20 protein-coding genes (1 of these 20 running past the window's edge) are annotated in these 20,604 nt (G+C 39.7%); all 20 read left to right on the plus strand.

Annotated features, from left to right (window positions below; genetic code table 11):
- Tightly spaced (each overlapping or abutting the next), the 20 genes in view from rny to HHK02_RS02620 form a layout consistent with a single transcriptional unit that may run on beyond the window.
- Complete coding sequence (gene rny, locus HHK02_RS02525; RefSeq protein WP_011953420.1) at window positions 1-1,542, plus strand: ribonuclease Y; 1,542 nt, start codon at window positions 1-3, stop codon at window positions 1,540-1,542.
- Complete coding sequence (gene mutS / locus HHK02_RS02530) at window positions 1,543-4,188, plus strand: DNA mismatch repair protein MutS (protein ID WP_181462722.1); 2,646 nt, start codon at window positions 1,543-1,545, stop codon at window positions 4,186-4,188.
- Complete coding sequence (gene mutL / locus HHK02_RS02535) at window positions 4,189-6,195, plus strand: DNA mismatch repair endonuclease MutL (RefSeq protein ID WP_152697276.1); 2,007 nt, start codon at window positions 4,189-4,191, stop codon at window positions 6,193-6,195.
- Entirely contained in the window at window positions 6,196-6,795 is a 600-nt protein-coding gene (ruvA, locus tag HHK02_RS02540) for a Holliday junction branch migration protein RuvA (RefSeq protein ID WP_003671929.1), read from the plus strand. It abuts the gene before it with no gap.
- Window positions 6,796-7,812: a Holliday junction branch migration DNA helicase RuvB gene (gene ruvB / locus HHK02_RS02545; protein ID WP_078009172.1), complete on the plus strand. Its 1,017-nt coding sequence runs from the start codon at window positions 6,796-6,798 to the stop codon at window positions 7,810-7,812.
- Window positions 7,813-8,901, plus strand: coding sequence for a tRNA-ribosyltransferase family protein (locus HHK02_RS02550; protein WP_152738642.1), 1,089 nt, complete (start codon window positions 7,813-7,815; stop codon window positions 8,899-8,901).
- Entirely contained in the window at window positions 8,902-9,366 is a 465-nt protein-coding gene (gene yajC / locus HHK02_RS02555; protein ID WP_003671925.1) for a preprotein translocase subunit YajC, read from the plus strand.
- Window positions 9,367-10,326, plus strand: a complete 960-nt coding sequence (locus tag HHK02_RS02560; RefSeq protein WP_011953421.1) for a DHH family phosphoesterase — start codon at window positions 9,367-9,369, stop codon at window positions 10,324-10,326.
- Window positions 10,327-11,700, plus strand: a complete 1,374-nt coding sequence (locus tag HHK02_RS02565; protein ID WP_181462723.1) for a DEAD/DEAH box helicase — start codon at window positions 10,327-10,329, stop codon at window positions 11,698-11,700.
- On the plus strand, window positions 11,701-14,355 hold the full coding sequence (gene alaS, locus HHK02_RS02570) for an alanine--tRNA ligase (protein ID WP_181462724.1): 2,655 nt from the start codon (window positions 11,701-11,703) through the stop codon (window positions 14,353-14,355).
- Entirely contained in the window at window positions 14,356-14,622 is a 267-nt protein-coding gene (locus HHK02_RS02575) for an IreB family regulatory phosphoprotein (RefSeq protein ID WP_003666685.1), read from the plus strand.
- On the plus strand, window positions 14,623-15,066 hold the full coding sequence (ruvX, locus tag HHK02_RS02580; protein WP_003666687.1) for a Holliday junction resolvase RuvX: 444 nt from the start codon (window positions 14,623-14,625) through the stop codon (window positions 15,064-15,066).
- Complete coding sequence (locus HHK02_RS02585; protein WP_003666689.1) at window positions 15,067-15,363, plus strand: DUF1292 domain-containing protein; 297 nt, start codon at window positions 15,067-15,069, stop codon at window positions 15,361-15,363.
- Complete coding sequence (locus HHK02_RS02590; RefSeq protein WP_003666690.1) at window positions 15,364-15,900, plus strand: CvpA family protein; 537 nt, start codon at window positions 15,364-15,366, stop codon at window positions 15,898-15,900. It begins immediately after the preceding gene.
- On the plus strand, window positions 15,901-18,276 hold the full coding sequence (locus HHK02_RS02595) for an endonuclease MutS2 (protein WP_180874928.1): 2,376 nt from the start codon (window positions 15,901-15,903) through the stop codon (window positions 18,274-18,276).
- A complete protein-coding gene (gene trxA / locus HHK02_RS02600) occupies window positions 18,277-18,591 on the plus strand; it encodes a thioredoxin (RefSeq protein WP_003666692.1) in 315 nt (104 codons plus the stop codon).
- On the plus strand, window positions 18,592-19,146 hold the full coding sequence (locus HHK02_RS02605; RefSeq protein WP_011953423.1) for a YslB family protein: 555 nt from the start codon (window positions 18,592-18,594) through the stop codon (window positions 19,144-19,146).
- Window positions 19,147-19,950 carry a glutamate racemase gene (gene murI, locus HHK02_RS02610; RefSeq protein ID WP_003667643.1) on the plus strand — a complete coding sequence of 268 codons (804 nt, stop codon included), beginning with the start codon at window positions 19,147-19,149 and terminating at the stop codon, window positions 19,948-19,950.
- Window positions 19,951-20,538 (plus strand): XTP/dITP diphosphatase, encoded by a 588-nt coding sequence (locus tag HHK02_RS02615; protein WP_152701662.1) that lies wholly within the window; start codon window positions 19,951-19,953, stop codon window positions 20,536-20,538. It begins immediately after the preceding gene.
- Window positions 20,539-20,604, plus strand: the 5' end (the start) of a protein-coding gene (locus HHK02_RS02620) for a YfcE family phosphodiesterase (RefSeq protein ID WP_181462725.1). The gene runs 459 nt beyond the window's last position; the window shows 66 of its 525 coding nt (coding positions 1-66); its start codon is at window positions 20,539-20,541; its stop codon lies beyond the right edge, outside the window. It begins immediately after the preceding gene.

Raw genomic sequence — 20,604 nt, forward strand, 5'->3', positions numbered from 1 at the left:
ATGTTCGCCGCGCTTGCTATGGTTGTCGGAATTATTGTCGGCTATGTAATTCGCAAGGTTTCATATGAAAAACAAGTTGCAGAAGCACATAATGATGCTAAAGGTATTATTTCTAAAGCAAAACAAGAAGCAGTAACGGCGAAAAAAGAAGCTATTTTAGAAGCGAAAGAAGAGAGTCATCAATACCGCGAGAGAGTGGAAGATGAGTTAAAACAGCGGCGGAGTGAGGTCCAACGACAAGAAGACCGATTACTCCAACGGGAGGCTTCTTTAGATCATAAGGATAGCGCTCTAGAAAAAAGAGAGAATGCAGTTGGTGTTCGTGAACGTAAATTAGATCAAGAAAAAGAGCAGCTTCATCAATCAAAGGAACAAGCAGAAGCCTTAATTGAACAACGCAAACAAGAAGTTGAAAAAGTTGCTCAAATGTCACAAGAAGATGCTAAGCAGTTATTATTATCTGAAGTAAAAGAACAGTTAAAAACTGAACGAGCAGTAATGATTCGTGACAGTGAACAAGAAGCTGAACTTTCTGCAGAACGTAATGCAAAGAAATTAATTGTTGAAGCAATTCAGCGTAGTGCTGCGGATGTTGTCTCAGAGACGACTGTTTCGGTTGTTAATCTTCCTAATGATGATATGAAGGGAAGAATAATTGGTCGTGAAGGTCGAAATATTAGAACTTTAGAGACGTTAACAGGTATTGATTTGATTATTGATGATACGCCAGAAGCTGTCGTATTGAGCGGCTTTGATCCTGTACGACGTGAGATTGCTAAGATCGCGCTTGAAAAATTAATTCAAGATGGTCGTATTCATCCTGCACGAATTGAAGAAGCAGTTGATAAGGCTCGTAAGCAGATGGATACTCAACTACGGGAGACTGGTGAGCAAGCATTGTTTGATCTAGGAATTCATTCAATGCATCCAGACCTAATTAAGACGGTCGGAAGAATGAAGTACCGGACTAGTTACGGTCAAAATGTCTTAGACCACTCAATCGAAGTTGCTAAGTTAGCCGGAATTATGGCTGCTGAACTTGGGGAAGATGTTACATTAGCAAAACGTGCTGGCCTCCTTCATGATATTGGGAAGGCAATTGATCATGAAGTTGATGGTTCACATGTTGAGTTAGGTGTAGAACTAACCCGCAAGTATAAAGAAAATAAAGTGGTTATCAATACGATTGCTTCTCACCATGGAGATGTCCCTGCTAATTCTGTAATTGCTGTTCTTGTACAAGCAGCAGATGCAATTTCAGGGGCCCGTCCTGGTGCTCGAAGCGAGTCATTAGAACAATACATTCAACGTTTAAAGAAACTAGAAAGCATAGCAAACAGTTATGATGGTGTCGACCATAGTTATGCAATTCAAGCTGGTCGAGAACTTCGCGTGATTGTCAAACCGAAGAAGATTTCTGATTTGCAGGCAACAACTTTGTCACATGATATTAAGAACAAAATTGAAAAGCAATTAGAATATCCAGGACATATTAAAGTAACCGTTATTCGGGAAGTTCGAGCAGTTGATTATGCTAAATAAGTGGCAAAAAAAACAACACCAATGATGGAACAATATCAAAAGGTAAAAGATCAATATCCAGATGCCTTTTTATTTTACCGACTTGGTGATTTTTATGAGCTATTTAATGACGATGCGGTTAAAGGAGCGCAACTTCTTGAGCTAACCTTAACAACGAGAAACCATAGTGCAAAAAATCCAATTCCAATGTGTGGAGTACCCCATCGCGCAGTTAACAACTATATTGATATTTTAATTGATAAGGGTTATAAAGTAGCAATCTGTGAACAGATGGAAGACCCTAAAAAGGCGAAGGGAATGGTTAAACGAGCCGTTACCCGTTTAATTACACCTGGAACGCAAATGGATTTAAATGGTGAACAAGCACGTGATAACAATTATCTTGCAGCGATTAGTGGACAAAATGGGGTATTTAGTATTGCCTATACCGACTTATCAACTGGGGAGCTTAAAACGACAAGCTTAAATAATGCAAATGACGCGGTTAATGAATTGGTTAATCTCCAAAGCAAGGAAGTAGTTGTGGACGGTGAGTTGCCAGCTGAAATAACAACTCAATTTAAGCAACGAAATATCCTTCAATCACATCAGCCAACGGTCCTTAAAAATGCTGAGATTAGTTATCTTACTCAAGACCTTGATGATCAAACTCAACAGCACGTTGTTGCATTACTTGTGTCATACTTATTAACGACCCAAAAACGCTCTTTGGCCCACCTGCAGAAAGCAATTGCATATCAACCAAGTTCTTTTATGAAGATCGACCACTATTCAAAAACAAATCTTGAATTAATGCGCAATATGCGAAGTGGGAAGCGTCAGGGGACCTTGGCATGGCTTTTAGATGAGACAAAAACAGCAATGGGCAGTCGTCTTCTTAAACGGTGGATTGACCGGCCGTTGATTAATCAAAATGCAATCAGTGAACGACAAGATAAAGTCCAAGAGTTATTAGACCACTATTTTGAGAGAAGTAATTTGCAGCAAGAGTTAATTAAGGTATACGACCTTGAACGCTTAGCAGGACGGATTGCCTATGGAAGTGTTAATGGGCGTGACCTTATTCAACTTAAGACTTCCTTAAAGCAAGTTCCTAAAATAAAATACGTTTTAGAAACCCTTGATTCACCTGTCTTTGAAGAATTGCAAAAACAATTGGATCCCTTGGACGATGTGGCAGATTTAATTGATCAATCAATTGTTGAAGAACCGCCAATTGCTGTTACTGAAGGTGGCGTGATTAAGGATGGCTATAATGACCAATTAGACCAATACCGTGATGCGATGAATAATGGAAAACAGTGGATTGCGGACCTGCAAGAACATGAACGGAAATTAACGGGCATAAATAACCTCAAAATTGGTTATAATCATGTATTTGGCTATTATATTGAGGTTACAAAAGTTAATCTTGATAAGCTTCCTAAAGATCGCTATGAGCGTAAACAAACATTAGTTAATGCTGAACGTTTTTCTACTCCAGAATTAAAAGAAAAAGAGGCATTGATAATGGGAGCGCAAGAAAAGTCAACAGCCTTGGAATATGATATTTTTGTTAAAATCCGTGAACAAGTCAAGGGACAAATTACACGCCTGCAAAAATTAGCACAACAACTTGCGGAATTAGATGTACTCCAAAGCTTTGCGGTTGTTAGTGAAGACTACCACTTTGTCCGTCCTAAAATGAATACTGGTCACGTATTAAAAATTAAAGATGGTCGTCACCCAGTTGTGGAAAAGTTTATGGGACACCAGGAATATGTGCCTAATAATGTTTTGATGGGAGAAGATACCGATATTCTCCTGATTACTGGGCCAAACATGTCAGGGAAGAGTACCTATATGCGTCAGCTAGCATTGATTGCGGTAATGGCACAAATTGGTTGCTTTGTCCCTGCTAAATCCGCTGAATTGCCAATTTTTGATCAAGTCTTTACGCGCATTGGGGCAGCTGACGACTTAATCTCTGGTGAAAGTACCTTCATGGTTGAAATGATGGAAGCCAATAATGCTTTGACCCATGCCACGGATCGTAGTTTGATTCTCTTTGATGAAATTGGCCGGGGAACCGCAACTTATGATGGGATGGCATTGGCGCAAGCGATTATTGAGTACGTTCATCAGCATGTTCGTGCTAAGACGCTATTTTCAACTCACTATCATGAACTGACAGCTCTTGAGAATAGCTTGACGCGGCTTAAAAATGTCCACGTAGGAGCAACGGAAAAAGATGGGGAGTTAGTATTCTTGCATAAGGTAAGTGCAGGTCCTGCAGATAAGTCTTACGGAATCCACGTGGCTAAACTAGCGGGAATGCCATCCTTATTGTTAAAACGTGCAGATACTATTTTGCAAAAATTAGAGCAAAAGGATGTAAAACTACCGAATGCGCCTAAACCGGCAACAGATAATTACCATACAGAACCAATATCAGCAAAGATAAATGAAGCGGCACCGGTAAAGAAAGAGTCTGCACCAGTTGTTGAAGATAATGGTCAACTTGAATTATTTGCTACTCAACCTGAGAAAAAAGAATCGAGTGTTGATCGGCGGATTTTACATCAATTAAAAGAACTTAATTTAATGGGGATGACACCCATGGATGTAATGAATCAAATTTATAAGTGGCAGCAGAAATTGAAATAAATGGGAAAGATTCATGAATTAGATAATATTTTAGCCAATCAAATTGCTGCCGGTGAAGTAATTGAACGTCCGGCATCAATTGTAAAAGAATTAGTTGAAAATTCATTGGATGCCCATAGTCACCGTGTAGATATTATTGTTGAAAATTCAGGTTTAGACAGTGTGCGCGTGATTGATGATGGTGACGGAATCGCTGCTGAAGATATTAGACTAGCATTTCACCGTCATGCAACCAGTAAGATTAATTCTCGCCATGACCTCTTTAAGGTGCAGACGATGGGATTTCGTGGTGAAGCGTTACCTAGTATTGCTTCAGTCGCTGATGTAACGCTTACGACTGCGCAAGCTGGTCAAGAAGAAGGAACAATGATTCATTTGCGAGGAGGAAAAGAATTAGTAGTGAAGCCGGCTGGTGCGCGTCAAGGAACCGATATTAAGGTAACCGACTTATTCTTTAATACTCCTGCGCGATTAAAGTACTTAAAATCACCTCAAACGGAGCTAACCAGAATTACGGACATCATTAACCGACTTGCCCTTGCAAATCCAGCGGTTGCTTTTAGCTTTACCCATAATGGGCGGGAATTATTTCGGTCGGCAGGTAATAATAATTTACAACAAGTAGTTGCCGCAATTTATGGCGTTCAAGCAGGACGTAAGATGCTTGAGATAAGTGGTGCAGATGATGATTTTAAGGTTAGTGGTTTTGTTTCCTTACCAGAATTAACACGTGCATCACGTCAATATATAACAATCACAATCAACCATCGGTATATTCGTAATTTTGAATTAACAAAGGCAATTACTCAGGGATATGAATCAAAACTAATGGTTGGTCGTTATCCGATCGCGGTAATTAACATTGATCTGGACCCTGTTTTAGTTGATGTGAATGTCCATCCAGCTAAACGCGAGGTTCGTTTGAGCAAAGAACAGCAATTAATAAAATTGATTGCTGAAACGATTCGGCAGCGGATAGCAGTTGAGAACTTGATTCCGGATGTCGATGCTGACCAATTTATTCCTAATGATGATGAGGTAGCGGACCTTGATCGCCGGTTAAAGGAAGCATCACCTGTTTATCACGCCGCACCGATTTCGGCAGTGCCGGCAACAGAAAAGGCAGCAACTGAGATTTCAACTCCAGCAGCTGATAATCCAGCACATGCTGACGCGCTTGATAGTGAGATTCCAGCACCGATCGTTATCCACCATCTTGAAGATTTAAATACGCCCGCAATGCAAAAATTTGATGAGCGTTATCAAAATGAAGGTGAAGTTACGCCATTTTCTGCTCCAGTTCCCACTATGACTAAGAAGCCAGTAAAACCTGCAAATATTGAATTGGATGTTCATGATAAACAAGATCAGCAGCAAAATCGGTTTCCTGATCTTCAATATATTGGTCAACTTCAGGGAACCTTTTTATTAGCACAAGCAGGAGATGGTCTTTACATTGTTGACCAACATGCTGCTCAGGAGCGAATTAATTATGAGTATTACCGCCAAAAAATTGGGGAAGTGAGCGCTGATCAGCAAAATTTCTTGGTTCCGCTTGTTCTTAATTATTCGACTGTCGACGCAATGACAATTAATCAGCATCTCGATACGCTTGCAGCGGTCGGATTAGAATTAGAGTCATTTGGTCAAAATAGTTTTATTTTGCGCTCCCATCCAACCTGGTTTAAAGAGGGGCAAGAAGAAGACACGGCCAAAGAAATGATTGATTGGTTAATTAAGAATGGAAAGCTAACCGTCAAAGAATTTCGAATGAAGACAGCGATTATGATGAGCTGCAAGCGGGCTATAAAGGCTAACCACCACCTTGACGAACGGGAAGCTAAAGCCTTGCTGAAACGGTTGCCGCAATGTGAGAATCCTTTTAATTGTCCACATGGGCGTCCGGTAACTGTTCATTTTAATGATCAGGATTTAGAAAAAATGTTTAAACGAATTCAGGATTCACACACCCCATATGCAGACGATTTTGATGATCATGAATTTTAATTGTACGAATACTTAACAGGCCTTGTAACTGTTGTTGCACCACAATATATCGTTGTTGATGTTAATGGGGTTGGCTATAAATTATTAGTTGCTAATCCCTATCGTTATCAAGAGGATCGGACTAAGAAGGTCCAAGTATATGTTTATCAAGCAGTTCGTGAAGATAATATTTCCTTGTTTGGCTTCACAGATCAAAATGAAAAAAAACTATTTATGCAATTAATCAATGTTTCTGGAATTGGGCCAAAGAGTGCTTTAGCAATTTTAGCGAACCCTGATCATCAGGGACTTGTTGATGCAATTACTAATAATAATGTTAACTATTTAACTAAGTTCCCAGGAATCGGGAAAAAGACAGCTTCGCAAATTGTGTTAGACTTACGTGATAAGCTCACTAATGAAAGCAGCAGCTCATTATTTGCAACAACTCAGCTTACCGTTGATGCAACAGTAAATCGTGAGTTGAAAGATGCTTTGGAAGCATTGGCTGCATTAGGATACAAGGAACGGGATATTAAAAAGGTTCAAAAGACATTAATGAAAGAAGAACAAATGGCAACTGATGAATACTTAAGACAAGCATTAAGGTTGCTTAACTAGATGGAAAATGATCATGGTATTTTATCAGATCACCCATCAGGAGAAGAAGAAAGCCAAGTGGAGATAACTCTTCGACCACAGAAACTAAGGGAATATATTGGTCAACCTAAAATCAAGCACGAACTAGAAGTATATATTAAGGCGGCCCAATCCCGAGAAGAAGCCCTTGATCATGTATTGTTATATGGTCCTCCAGGATTAGGAAAGACAACTTTAGCGATGGTAATAGCTAATGAGATGGGTGTTAATATCAAAACAACTAGTGGACCGGCGATCGAAAAGCCAGGAGATTTGGTTGCTTTATTGAATGAGCTGAAACCAGGGGATGTCCTTTTTGTTGATGAAATTCACCGGTTACCCAAAGTTGTGGAAGAAATGCTTTATTCAGCGATGGAAGATTACTATATTGATATTGTTATTGGTGAGGGACCGACTGCGCACCCCGTTCATTTTCCCCTTCCTCCATTTACATTAATTGGGGCAACGACACGAGCCGGAATGTTATCGGCACCATTACGTGATCGTTTCGGAATTGTTGAACACATGAACTACTATACTCAAGATGAACTGACAAAAATTATTTTTCGTTCTGCCAAGATTTTCCATACTAGTATTCAAAATGAAGGGGCCCATGAACTATCTCTTCGTTCACGTGGCACGCCGCGAATCGCAAACCGCCTTTTAAAACGGGTACGTGATTTTGCCCAGGTAGCAGGGAAACAAAGCATTGATTCAGCAATTGTTAAGCAAGCATTATCGCTGCTCCAAGTTGATGATCGGGGCTTAGATGAGATTGATCGGAAAATGTTGTTAACGATGATCAATTTCTACCATGGAGGTCCAGTGGGATTAAAAACAATTGCAGCAAATATTGGTGAAGAAACTAATACGATTGAAGAAATGTATGAACCATATTTGTTACAGATCGGCTTTATTAGTCGTACTCCTCGCGGCCGGTTAGTGACACCGACAGCATATGAACATTTAGGAATTGAATATCCAACTGATAGAAATTGAATGAGTAAGTTAGAATTTACAATTAATCAAAGCGATGGCCAAGCACGAACCGGAATTTTGCAGATTAATGGACGACAAATTGAAACACCGGCTTTGGTTGCCAGTGGAGATGAACTAGCAAAATTATCACCCAACCAGCTTAATCAGGCTGGTGTAAGTGCAGTTAAGACAAGTGGATTAAAGCGTTGGCTAAAATATGATTCGATGACTGAAAAATTAGGAGACCTCCACCAACTTTTTCAGTGGGATGGCCTTTTATTTGTGGATTTAGAAACTGAGGAGGCCTATCACTTAGCAAAGCCACGCGGGAAAAAACATGATGGCGTTCGTTTTCATGATCCGATAACGGGACAACTAAAATTCTGGCAACCAGAAACTGCTCTTCAAGTTCAAGAAGCGCTCGGGGCTGATATTTTTCAAAGCTTTGACCAAGCAACAGATTATTATGCGCCAGTTGACGATTTAAAAGTAGGGGTAAAACAAACTAATGACTGGTTATCTGTTGTTAAGCCCCAAAAAGGCCAAGCCCTTGGTTCAATTGTTGGTGGCGGCTTAAAAGATTTACGGACAGCCAGTATTAAGGCGGTCGATGAGGCTGGGTTAAGCGGCTATCGGTTGAGTGGGATCCCTAGCAGCTTAGATGATCAAGAGTTTAGTCGAATCATTAATGAAATTACGCCTAAACTAGGAGAGGAGAAACTGCGCTACCTCCCTGCTGCACTTTCTTTTGACCAGCTGATAGAGGTAATTTTAGCAGGAGTTGATTTAATTGATAGCAATCTAGCAGCTAAAAAAGCGGCTAATGGGATTGCATTAGTTAATCAAGGAGTGACAGTTCTTCATCTTGATCGTCAACATTTTAGCTTCGATTCACAAGTGCTTGATCGTCAATGTGCGTGTGCAACTTGTCGCGCGGGCTATTCAAAAGCACTACTCCATAGCTTAATTACCAATCAAAGTTTTTACGGTGAACAACTTTTGCTGCAGCATAATCTGTTTACCCTCAATAAATTAATGAGTAGTCTCCGACAAGCAATTAAAAATCATCAAACAAAAAAATTTGTTCAAGAATTATTGCAGAATCAATAGGTGAATAGTTTGAGTAGTTTTGTTCTTGGTGCTGCTTCATCTAATAATGCAAGTGGTTACTCAGGAATTATTTTAATCATCTTAATGGTAGCATTAATGTACTTCTTTATGATTCGCCCACAACAAAAGCAACGTAAAGAACACCAAGAGATGATGAATGAATTACACCCAGGTGATGAAGTTGTTACGATTGGCCGGATGCATGGTAAGATTGATTCAATCAATAAGGCTGACCGGACAGTTACTTTAGATTGTGAAGGGATCTACCTTACTTTTGATATGGTGGCAATTGCCCGTGTTATTAAACGAGCAGATGCACCAGCTAGTGAAGTTCCCCAAGATAATAAAGCTGTTGCTAGTTCTGCCGCTGACAGTTCTGCAGATGCTTCAGCAGATAGTGCTGCTAGTGAACCTACATCTGCAGCGAGTGCTAGCGATGAACAAAAAGGCAGCGAAGAAAAGTAAATGGCAGATCCATTAACAGCAATTTTTGAACAAATCAAAAAATACAATAAAATAATTATTCATCGGCATCAACGCCCTGATCCAGATGCAATTGGCTCACAAGTTGGCCTTGCGGAAATTTTGCGGGCTTCATTCCCATATAAGCAAATTTATGTTGTAGGGAAGCATATTCCAGGGTTTGATTGGATCGGTGAGATGGATACGATTGACAATCAGACATTCGATGATGCATTAGTAATTGTTACGGATACAGCAAATGCGCCACGAATTGATGATCGGCGCTTTGATAATGGGGACGAGCTTATTAAGATTGATCACCATCCTAATGATGAACCCTTTGGCGATATTATGTGGGTTGAACCAGATGCTTCTAGCTGTTCGGAAATGATTTATAGTTTTTATCAACGATTTGCAAAAGAATTAACGCTTCCCCAGAAAGCTGCTCATGCCTTATACGCAGGAATTATTGGCGATACAGGTCGTTTCCTTTATCCAGCAACAACTCCACGAACGATGCTAGTTGCAGGTTCGTTAATGGCAGCCGGCGCAAATGCCGCGGAAATTAGTCAGCACGAAAATGAAATTACCTTACCAGTGGCCCGGTTATCAGCATACGTTTATGAAAATTTGCAGATATTAGATAATGGAGCCGCATATGTTATCTTAACCAATGAAATTTTAGAACAATTCGGATTGACTGAAGCCGGGACATCCGCAATTGTTTCTTTACCAGGTCGAATTCATGATGTTATTGCCTGGGCGATCTTTGTAGAACAAGAAGATGGCCATTATCGCATTCGTCTCCGTTCAAAGGGACCAACAATTAATGAATTAGCTAAGCAGCACGATGGGGGTGGACATCCACTTGCTAGTGGCGCTAAGGCTAAAGATGAAGCAGAAATTAAACAAGTGATTGATGAATTGGACCAATTAACACAAAGTTATGCAAACCAAAAATGAATGAGTGATAAAAAATTTGCTGATTTTCAGTTACAACCTTATCTGTTAACAGCAATTCAAAAAATTAATTTTCGTCAACCAACACCGGTCCAACAACGAGTAATACCAGTGATTATGGCTGGACGAAGTGTTGTGGGGCAATCAGCAACTGGTAGTGGAAAAACACATGCCTTCCTCTTGCCGATTTTTTCAAAGATTAATCCAGAAGATCAAACCGTTCAAGCAGTAATCACAACTCCTAGTCGGGAATTAGCATACCAAATTTATAATGCGGCAAAGCAACTTAATAAGTATGCTCCTCATCCTCTTACCATTCACAATTATGTCGGTGGTACAGACAAGCAGCATCAAGTTGACCAATTAAGTCGAAAACAGCCTCAATTGGTCATTGGAACTCCGGGAAGAGTATTAGACTTAATCAAGAGTCAGGCATTGGATATTCACACAGCAAAAATGTTTGTGGTGGATGAAGCGGACATGACCCTAGATATGGGATTCTTACATGAAGTTGACCAAATTGCCAGTCATTTTCCTGATGACCTTCAAATGATGGTTTTCTCAGCAACGATTCCGCAGAAACTGCGCCCATTCTTAAAAAAGTATATGGAAAATCCAGTAGTTGAAGAGATTCCTACTGAAGCAGTAATTAATCCAGATGTTGATAATTGGTTAATGTCAACTAAGGGGCAGGACCGTAACCAGCTAATCTATCGTTTGCTGACTCTTGGTGAACCATATCTTGCATTGGTATTTGCTAATACAAAAGAACGAGCAGTTGAATTAACCCAGTATTTAGAAAATCAAGGGCTCAAAGTAGCGATGATTCATGGGGGACTAGAAGCCCGTCGTCGTAAACGGACAATGCGGCAAATTCGTGATCTTGAATATCAATATGTTGTAGCAACTGATCTAGCAGCTCGTGGAATTGATATTGATGGAGTATCACTAGTAATCAATGACGACTTGCCAACTGATCTTGAATATTTTGTTCATCGGGTTGGTCGTACCGGGCGAAATGGGATGAAAGGAACAGCCATTACCTTATATGAACCAGCAGAAGATGATTTAATTGCTAAGCTTGAGGAGCGCGGAGTTAAATTTGTACCAAAAGAATTAAAGAATGGTCAACTAGTAACTACCCATAACCGTAATCGTCGGAAGCATTATAAGCGGCGGCAAAATGAACTTGATCCGTCAATGAAGGGTTACGTAAAAAAAACTAAGAAGAAGGTTAAACCTGGTTATAAGAAACGAATTAAAAAGGCGATTAAAGAAGACGAACAGCAAAAACGAAAGCTAGAATTACGGCATAAAATTCGGAAAGCTAAGCGTGCACGACAAAAACAACATCGCCGTGAACGAAATGCCCGTTGAATGAAAGAGTTAAAGAAGCTAAATAGTGCTCAAGTACGGCGGATGTACTTGAAGTTTTTTGAAGAGCATGGCCACCAAGTTATGCCGAGTGCATCATTAGTTCCAGTAAATGATCCAACATTACTATGGATTAACTCTGGAGTTGCCACAATGAAGAAATACTTTGATGGGAAAGTTGTTCCTGATAATCCACGGATGACAAGCTCACAAAAGAGTATTCGAACGAATGATATTGAAAACGTTGGTAAGACTGCCCGGCACCATACCATGTTTGAAATGTTAGGTAACTTCTCTGTTGGTGATTACTTTAAAAATGAAGTAATTCCATGGGCTTGGGAATTACTAACAAGTGATGAATGGTTTGGTTTTGATCCCGAACGGCTATACATTACTTATTATCCTAAAGACCATGACGCTTACAATCGCTGGCGTGAAGTAGGCGTTGCTGAAGATCACTTAATTGCTGATGAGGATAACTTCTGGGATATTGGTCAAGGTCCATCTGGTCCAGATACGGAAATTTTTTATGATCGTGGTCAAGAATTTAATAATTTAGCCGATGATGATCCAGAAAACTATCCTGGCGGTGAAAATGAACGCTACCTTGAAATTTGGAACATTGTCTTTAGTCAATTTAACCATACGCCTGAAGATACTTATGAACCACTTCCTCATAAAAATATTGATACGGGGATGGGGCTTGAACGGGTTGTTTCGATCTTTGAAAATGCCCCTACTAACTTTGAAACCGACTTATTTATGCCATTAATCAAGCAAGCTGAAGAGTTTAGTGGTACTAAGAAGTATGGTCAAAATAAAGAAGACGATATTCAATTTAAGATTATCGCTGATCATATTCGGACAATTACCTTTGCGATCGGGGATGGCGCCTTGCCTTCAAATGTTGGTCGTGGATACGTTATTCGGCGGTTGCTTCGGCGAGCAGTTGTTGCTGGAAAGAAGTTGGGAATCGATGAACCATTTTTAGCAAAGATGGTTCCAACAGTCGGCAAAATCATGGAAGATTACTATCCTGATGTTCTTAAAAATGCTGACTATATTGCTTCAGTTATTGAATCAGAAGAAGACCGCTTTAGTGCAACCTTAAATGGCGGATTAAACTTGTTGAATAACGTGATTGCTGAAGCTAAGGAAAGTAAGACCAACGAAATTGATGGACGAACAGCCTTTAAGCTTTATGACACTTATGGCTTCCCAATTGAATTAACCAAGGAATATGCTGAAGATGAAGGACTAACAGTTGATGAAAAGGGCTTCCAAGCAGCAATGATGGAGCAGCAAAATCGTGCTCGTAATGCCCGTGATATGGATAACGGGATGGGTGTTCAAACTGATTTATGGACTTCATTCAAAGAAGATAGCAAATATGTTGGCTACACTGATTTGACCGTTGATAATGCAAAAGTTATCGGCTTAGCACATGATGGTCAACAAGCGGATGAAGCACAACCAGGTGATAAGAACATTGAACTAATTTTTGATGTAACGCCATTCTATGCAGAAATGGGAGGTCAAGTCGCTGATACTGGTGACATTATTGATAACTATGGTAAAAAAGTTGGCCGTGTGGTTGATGTCCAACACGCACCAAACCAGCAAAATCTTCATCGAGTAGAATTAACTGCCCCTATTAAAAAGGGTGCCCGTTACAAACTAGTTGTTGACCATATTCGTCACCTTAAGATTGAAAAGAACCATACAGCAACGCACTTGTTAGACCAAGCATTACGGAACGTTCTTGGTGGTCATACTCAACAAGCCGGATCATTAGTTGAAGAACATTACCTACGTTTTGACTTTAACCACTTTGGTCAAGTAACTGCTGAGGACCTCAAGAAGGTTGAGAACATGGTTAATGAGCAAATCTGGAAGGAAATCCCAGTCAAGACAGTTGAAACTGATATTGATTCTGCTAAGGAAATGGGTGCTATCGCCTTATTCTCAGATAAGTATGGTGATAAGGTTCGGGTTGTTAAGATTGGTGACTTTAATACTGAGTTCTGTGGTGGTGATCACGTTAAAAATACTAATGAGCTTGGTCTCTTCAAAATTGTTTCTGAAGGAGGAGTTGGTGCTGGAGTACGGCGGATCGAAGCAGTAACTTCTAGTGATGCCTTTAAGTTCCTCCAAGATCGTGATGACCTCTTAACAAAGAGCGCTGCTAGTTTGAAGGTTGCTCAGATTAAGGAAGTTCCTCACCAAGTAGAAACATTACAAAATGAACTTAAAGAAGCTCAAAAGCAAAATGAGTCTCTTCAAGCTAAGATTGCTGCTCAACAAGCTAATAATGTTTTTGAAAACGTTCAAGCAACTAAGAATGGAAGTTTAATTGCTGCCGAAGTTCAAGTTGCTGGAATGGGTCAATTACGGCAACTTGCTGATGCTTGGCGCTCAAAGGCTCTTTCTGATGTTCTAGTTCTTGCTACAGCCAGTGATGGTAAAGCAAACTTATTAGTGGCTGTTAGTGATGATAAAACTAAGGAAGGCTTAAAAGCTGGTGACCTTATTAAGGCGATTGCACCAGCCATTAATGGTGGCGGTGGAGGTCGGCCAAACCTCGCCCAAGCTGGTGGAAAGAATCCAGCTGGAATTAAGGAAGCCTTAAGTCAAGCTAAAGGTTACCTCGATAAGTAAATGGCTACAAATGATAAAACGATGTTCTTTGATTTTGGTCAAGAACGTCAAGAAGATATTAAGCAAACATTAAAGACGGTTTATGAATCATTAGAAGAAAAGGGATATAACCCGATTAACCAAATTGTTGGTTATCTTTTATCTGGTGATCCTGCTTATATTCCGCGTTTGAATGATGCACGTAACTTGATTCGTCAACATGAACGTGACGAAATTATTGAAGAGCTTGTTCGGTCATACCTAAAGAATAACGGTGAAACTAAATGAATGAGATTAATGGGATTAGACGTTGGCTCTAAAACGGTTGGCATTTCTGTAAGCGATCCTCTCGGTTGGACGGCCCAAGCAGTTGAGATTATTCCAATTGATGAAGAAAACGAAATTTTTGGGATTGATCGTGTTGCCGAGCTAGTGAAAAAAGAACAGGTAGCTGGGTTTGTAATTGGCCTTCCTAAAAATATGAATAATACAGAAGGCCCTCGTGTTGAAGCATCTCAGCACTATGGCAAGCTATTACAACAACGTTTTCCAGATATTCCTATTGACTTTCAAGATGAACGTTTAACGACGGTTGAGGCACACCGAATGCTAGTTGAAGAAGCGGACATTTCACGTGCTAAGCAGAAAAAAGTTATCGATGAAGTTGCAGCAACATTCATTTTACAAAGCTATTTGGATCGCCATGGCCGCCTTGTGAATAAGCTAAAATGAATGAGTAAACAAGAAAATAACGAAGACATGATTACGTTAATTGATGAAAATGGTAATGAACAATTATTTAAGGAATTGTTTACGTTTGATTCTGATGATTATGGCAAATCCTATATCTTTATCTATCCAGCGGAACAAGAAAATGACGATTCCGTTGACATTCAAGCTTACATTATAGCTGATAATGAAGATAACGATGGACAGGACCTTGTCCCAATTGAAGATGATAAGGAATGGGACATGGTTGAAGAAGTATTAAATACTTTCCTTGATAATGATGGCAACTTCAAGGCCTAAATGATTTTAACAACCTTTATTATTTTGATTTTAATGGGGTGCTTTATTAATGGTCATCGCCGCGGATTATTGACAATGACGTTAATGCTGGGGACATATATAGTAGCTTGGATTGTTGCTCGCCAGGGAGCCCAATTGATTGGTGGCTGGTTAAAATCGTTATTACCAAGTATTGGAACCCCGGCAACTTTTTCCGAGAGCTTGCTTGCAAATGTAAATAGTAATCTTTTCTTTTATAATGGGATTGCATTTATGATAATTTTTACAATTGTTTCAATTCTTTGTCACTGGGGAATTCGTCAGTTAAACTGGATAAAGAGGATTCCAGTGGTGGGAACAGTTGATAAGATCGCAGGTGGGTTAATCTCATTTTTAATTGGCTATTTGATTATTTACGTTGTTTTACTAATTATGCAATTATTTCCAGCAGGTTGGTGGCAAATGCAAATAGCAAACTCGGAACTAGCGCGTTTTATGATTAATCAAACACCAGGAATAGCGCATTTAGTAATTGATACGCTAGTACAGGGAGGATAAATGAATAGCAAAATTTTAGAAACATTAGAATTTGATCGAATAAAAGGACAACTGGCACAATACCTTGTTTCTGCCGCTGGTCATCGCGAATTGACGCAGCTTGTTCCACAGACTGATTATGAGGCAGTCAAAGAACTTTTGACAGAAACTACTGATGGGGCCGATATTTTAAGGTTAGAAGATGGGATTCCTATTCCGCAATTAGCTGATATCAAACCGCAATTGAAACGTTTGAAAATTAAGGCAAATCTGAACGGCACGGAATTAGCTCAAATTACTAAAGTGCTGCAAACTAGTATGAGTGTAAAAAACTTTTTTGATCAGATGCGGGAGAAAAAAATTAAACTACGGGTTTTAACTACCCAAGTTGACCGCCTAGTTACAATTCCTTCAATTACCCAGCGGCTAGTTCGTTCGATTGATCCTGATGGACGGATAAATGATGAGGCATCAGCTAAACTCCATGGTATCCGGCAATTAATTACCCAAACGGAAACAGAGATTCACCAACAAATGGAAAGGTATACTCGTGGGAAAAATGCGAAATACTTAAGTGACCCTATTGTCACAATGCGGAATGACCGCTATGTAATTCCAGTAATCGCCCGCTATCGAAATAAATTTGGTGGGGTTGTTCATGACCAAAGTGCTAGTGGACAAACATTATATATTGAACCTGCAGCCGTTGTGGAGACCAATAATCGGTTACGACAAGCGCAAATAGAAGAACGGCAAGAAATGCAACGCGTATTAATTGAGTTATCACAAATGATTGCTCCTTATCGACATGATATTGGTCAGAATGAAGCAATTCTTGGACACCTTGACTTTATTAATGCAAAGGCACGCTGGGCACATGATACTAAGGCAACGCTACCGCTCTTAAGCAAAGAAAATCATGTTTCATTACGGAAAGCGCGTCATCCCCTGATCGATCCCCAACGAGTAGTGACAAATGACATTAAGATTGGGGAAGATTACCAAGCGATTATTATTACTGGACCCAACACTGGTGGTAAAACCATTACGCTTAAAACTTTAGGAATTATTCAATTGATGGGACAATCTGGCCTATTTATTCCCGCAGAAGAAGGCAGTACAATTGGGATCTTTGATAATGTATTTGCGGATATCGGTGATGAACAATCATTGGAACAAAATCTGAGTACTTTCTCTGGTCATATGGATGGAGTAAAAGCCATTCTTGAACAAATTACAAGTCGTAGCTTAGTCCTTCTAGATGAGCTTGGTGCTGGGACTGATCCCAAAGAAGGGGCTGCTTTAGCAATGGCAATTCTTGATAATATTGGCAGTAAAGGAACCATGGTTGTAATTACTACCCACTATCCTGAACTTAAAGTTTATGGTTATGATCGTGCTAAGACGATTAATGCTAGTATGGAATTTGACCAAGAAACTCTTAAGCCGACGTATAAATTACTACTAGGGATTCCTGGGCGGTCAAATGGATTAGAGATTGCTCAGCGATTAGGAATTAGTCCCCAGGTTATTGATGAAGCACGGACATTTGTTAGTGATAATAGTCAAGACCTTAACAATATGATTGGTGATTTAGTAGAGCAACGGAAAAAAGCACGTGAAGAAAGTGAAAAGCTAGCAAAACTAGTAGCCAAAAATGAAAAAGTTCAGCGTGACCTTGATGAGAAACTCACCCGCTTTAATGAACAGCGCGATAAGCTATACGAACAAGCACGTTCAAAGGCCAACCATCAAGTTTCGATGGCTAAGAAAAAGGCTGACCGAATTATTCATCATTTGCGCCAGTTAGAAGTTCAGCAGGGCGGAAATGTAAAAGAAAATGAATTAATTGATGCACAAGGGCAATTAAACGCTCTTCATCATGATAATCCACGGTTGCAACACAACTCTGTATTACAACGGGCTAAGCAAAAGCATGATTTGCATAAAGGTGATGCAGTCTTGGTGAAATCTTATGGTCAATATGGAGAACTTTTATCTAAGCGAGGGAACCACAAGTGGGAAGTTCAGATTGGAATTCTTAAAATGGAAATTGATGAGAATAATCTTGAAAAAGTAGCTAAGAAAGATCTTCCACGAGAAAAAGATGCAAAGCGGCGACCACGAGCTGCTGTGAGAACGACACAAACACGAAAGACCTCGGCTCGTCTTGATTTGCGCGGTCATCGCTATGAACAAGCAATGAGTGAGCTAAGTAACTTTATTGATCATGCATTGTTGAATAATCTTTCAACGGTAACAATTATTCACGGAAAAGGGACCGGTGCTCTTCGTAAGGGAACACAACAATATTTGCAAAGCAATCCACGAGTTAAATCATTCTCCTATGCTTCCCCTAATGCTGGTGGGGATGGGGCAACAATTGTTAATTTATAAATGGCTGTAAACGTAACTACAGATCAAACCTTTGAACAAGATACTGCCACTGGTGTCGATTTAATTGATTTTTGGGCAACTTGGTGTGGTCCCTGTCGGATGCAATCACCAGTAGTTGATGCATTATCTGATAAGATGCCCGATATTAAATTTTTTAAGATGGATGTTGACCAAAATCCAGAAACTGCACAAAAATTCCGGATTATGAGTATCCCTACATTAATGGTTAAGAAAGATGGTAAGGTAGTAGACCAAATCATTGGTTACCATAGTGAAGATCAATTAAAGCAAATTTTACAACAATATGTTGATTAGATGAGTCAGAAATTATATAATCAGTTAATAGCCGGTCATCAAGGACTAGGAGCTGGAACAATGCGCGACGTGATTTTACCAGCTATCCTGGGTAAAGAGACCGATGAAATGCTATATTGGATTGGTAAAGATCTCGCTCGAGTATATCCTGTTGCTACAGCCGAGGATCTAGTATATCTCACTAATCAACTTGGCTTTGGCCGTTTAGCTTTACGTAAAAAAAGCAATACTTCTCAAGTTTGGCGGTTATCAGGGGTAATTGTAAAGGAACGGATTCAAAGAGACGAAGAGGAAACCTCCTTTGGTTTAGAGTGTGGTTTTCTTGCTCAAGAAGTAGAGTTTCAACTTGGAACGGTTGCAGAGGCAAAGATCTTTGACTGGCACCGTGATTATGTTGATATTTTGATTCAAAACGATCCACAAAGTTCAGCTGATAATGAACGATCTGAGATGGTAACATTCATTACTGTTGATCGCCCTGACGAAAAAGAAGACGCCCTCAAAAAAGAAACTCGTCATTCCCTACTAAAGCGACGAAAAAAAGATAAAAAATAAATGGATAAACGACCAATCGGAGTTATGGATTCAGGATTAGGCGGCCTATCTGTAATTCGTGTACTTCGTGAACAACTGCCCCAAGAATCTGTAATTTTTGTGGGTGACCAAGGGCATTTTCCATATGGAACTAAAACAAAAGAACAGATTCAGCAATTAGCATTACGTATTGGAAAATTCTTGTTAGAACAAGACGTAAAAATGATGATAATTGCATGTAATACCGCGACTGCAGCAGCTCTTCGACTTCTTCAAAACGAATTACCAATTCCAGTAATTGGGGTAATTAAACCAGGAGCCATGGCTGCTACCCAACATCATTATAAAAAAATTGGGGTAATTGGCACTGAATCCACTATTAAAAATGGCGCTTATGCTAAAACATTAGCTAAACTTAATCCTGATCTAAGTGTTATCAGTTCTCCCGCACAGCCACTTGTCTCAATTGTTGAGCATGGGCAAACAGGAACAAGTGAGGCACAAAAAGCTGTTGACACTGAATTAGAAGTATTTGATAACCAATCGATTGAAGCTTTGATCCTTGGGTGTACTCATTTCCCGTTTTTACAAAAAGAAATTCATAATAAATTAGGATCTAATGTTCAGTTAATTGATCCTGCATTTGAGACAATCAGACAGGCAAAGGAATTGTTAACTGGCAAAAATCAGTTGAGTGATAATTTAGCGTCAAGTATCAACCTTTATTCAACGGGAGATGCTAAAGACTTAGTTGCTGGTGCACAACAATGGTTACCAAACGGATACAGTAAGTGTGCACATATTGAATTAAACGAGGAAGGTTAAATGAAAACAATCGTAATCGCAACAAAGAATACCGGGAAAGCGCGTGAATACCAAGATATGCTTGCTCCCCTAGGAATTGAAGTAAAAACATTAGCCGATTTTGCACCAATAACAATTAATGAAAATGGTAAAACATTTGAAGAAAATGCAACAATTAAAGCCACTACAGCTGCTAATCAACTCCAACTACCAGTTATGGCAGATGATTCGGGCTTAATGGTTGATGCTCTTGGAGGTGCTCCAGGTGTACACTCAGCAAGATATGCTGGTGATCATGATGATGCTGCTAATAATGCTAAACTCTTATTGGCGTTAAAAGAGGTACCGGATGAAAAAAGGACTGCTCACTTTCATACTACCATCGTCGGAATTAAGCCTGATGGAACCAAATTAGTTGCCAATGGTCGGGTTGATGGCCATATTCTTCATCAACTCACAGGAAAAAACGGTTTTGGTTATGATCCGCTTTTTTATGTTGATGAATTAGGCAAATCAATGGCCCAATTAACAGCAGACCAAAAGAATCAAATTAGTCATCGGGGACGCGCATTACGATCATTTATGAAGCAATTTAATGATTGGTGGTAAATGAAAATACTAGTTGTAAGTGATAACCATCGAGAAGAAAAAATTTTGACAAAGATTGTTCAAAAA

The organism is Limosilactobacillus reuteri (assembly GCF_013694365.1).
Classification (GTDB): Bacteria; Bacillota; Bacilli; order Lactobacillales; family Lactobacillaceae; genus Limosilactobacillus; species Limosilactobacillus reuteri_E.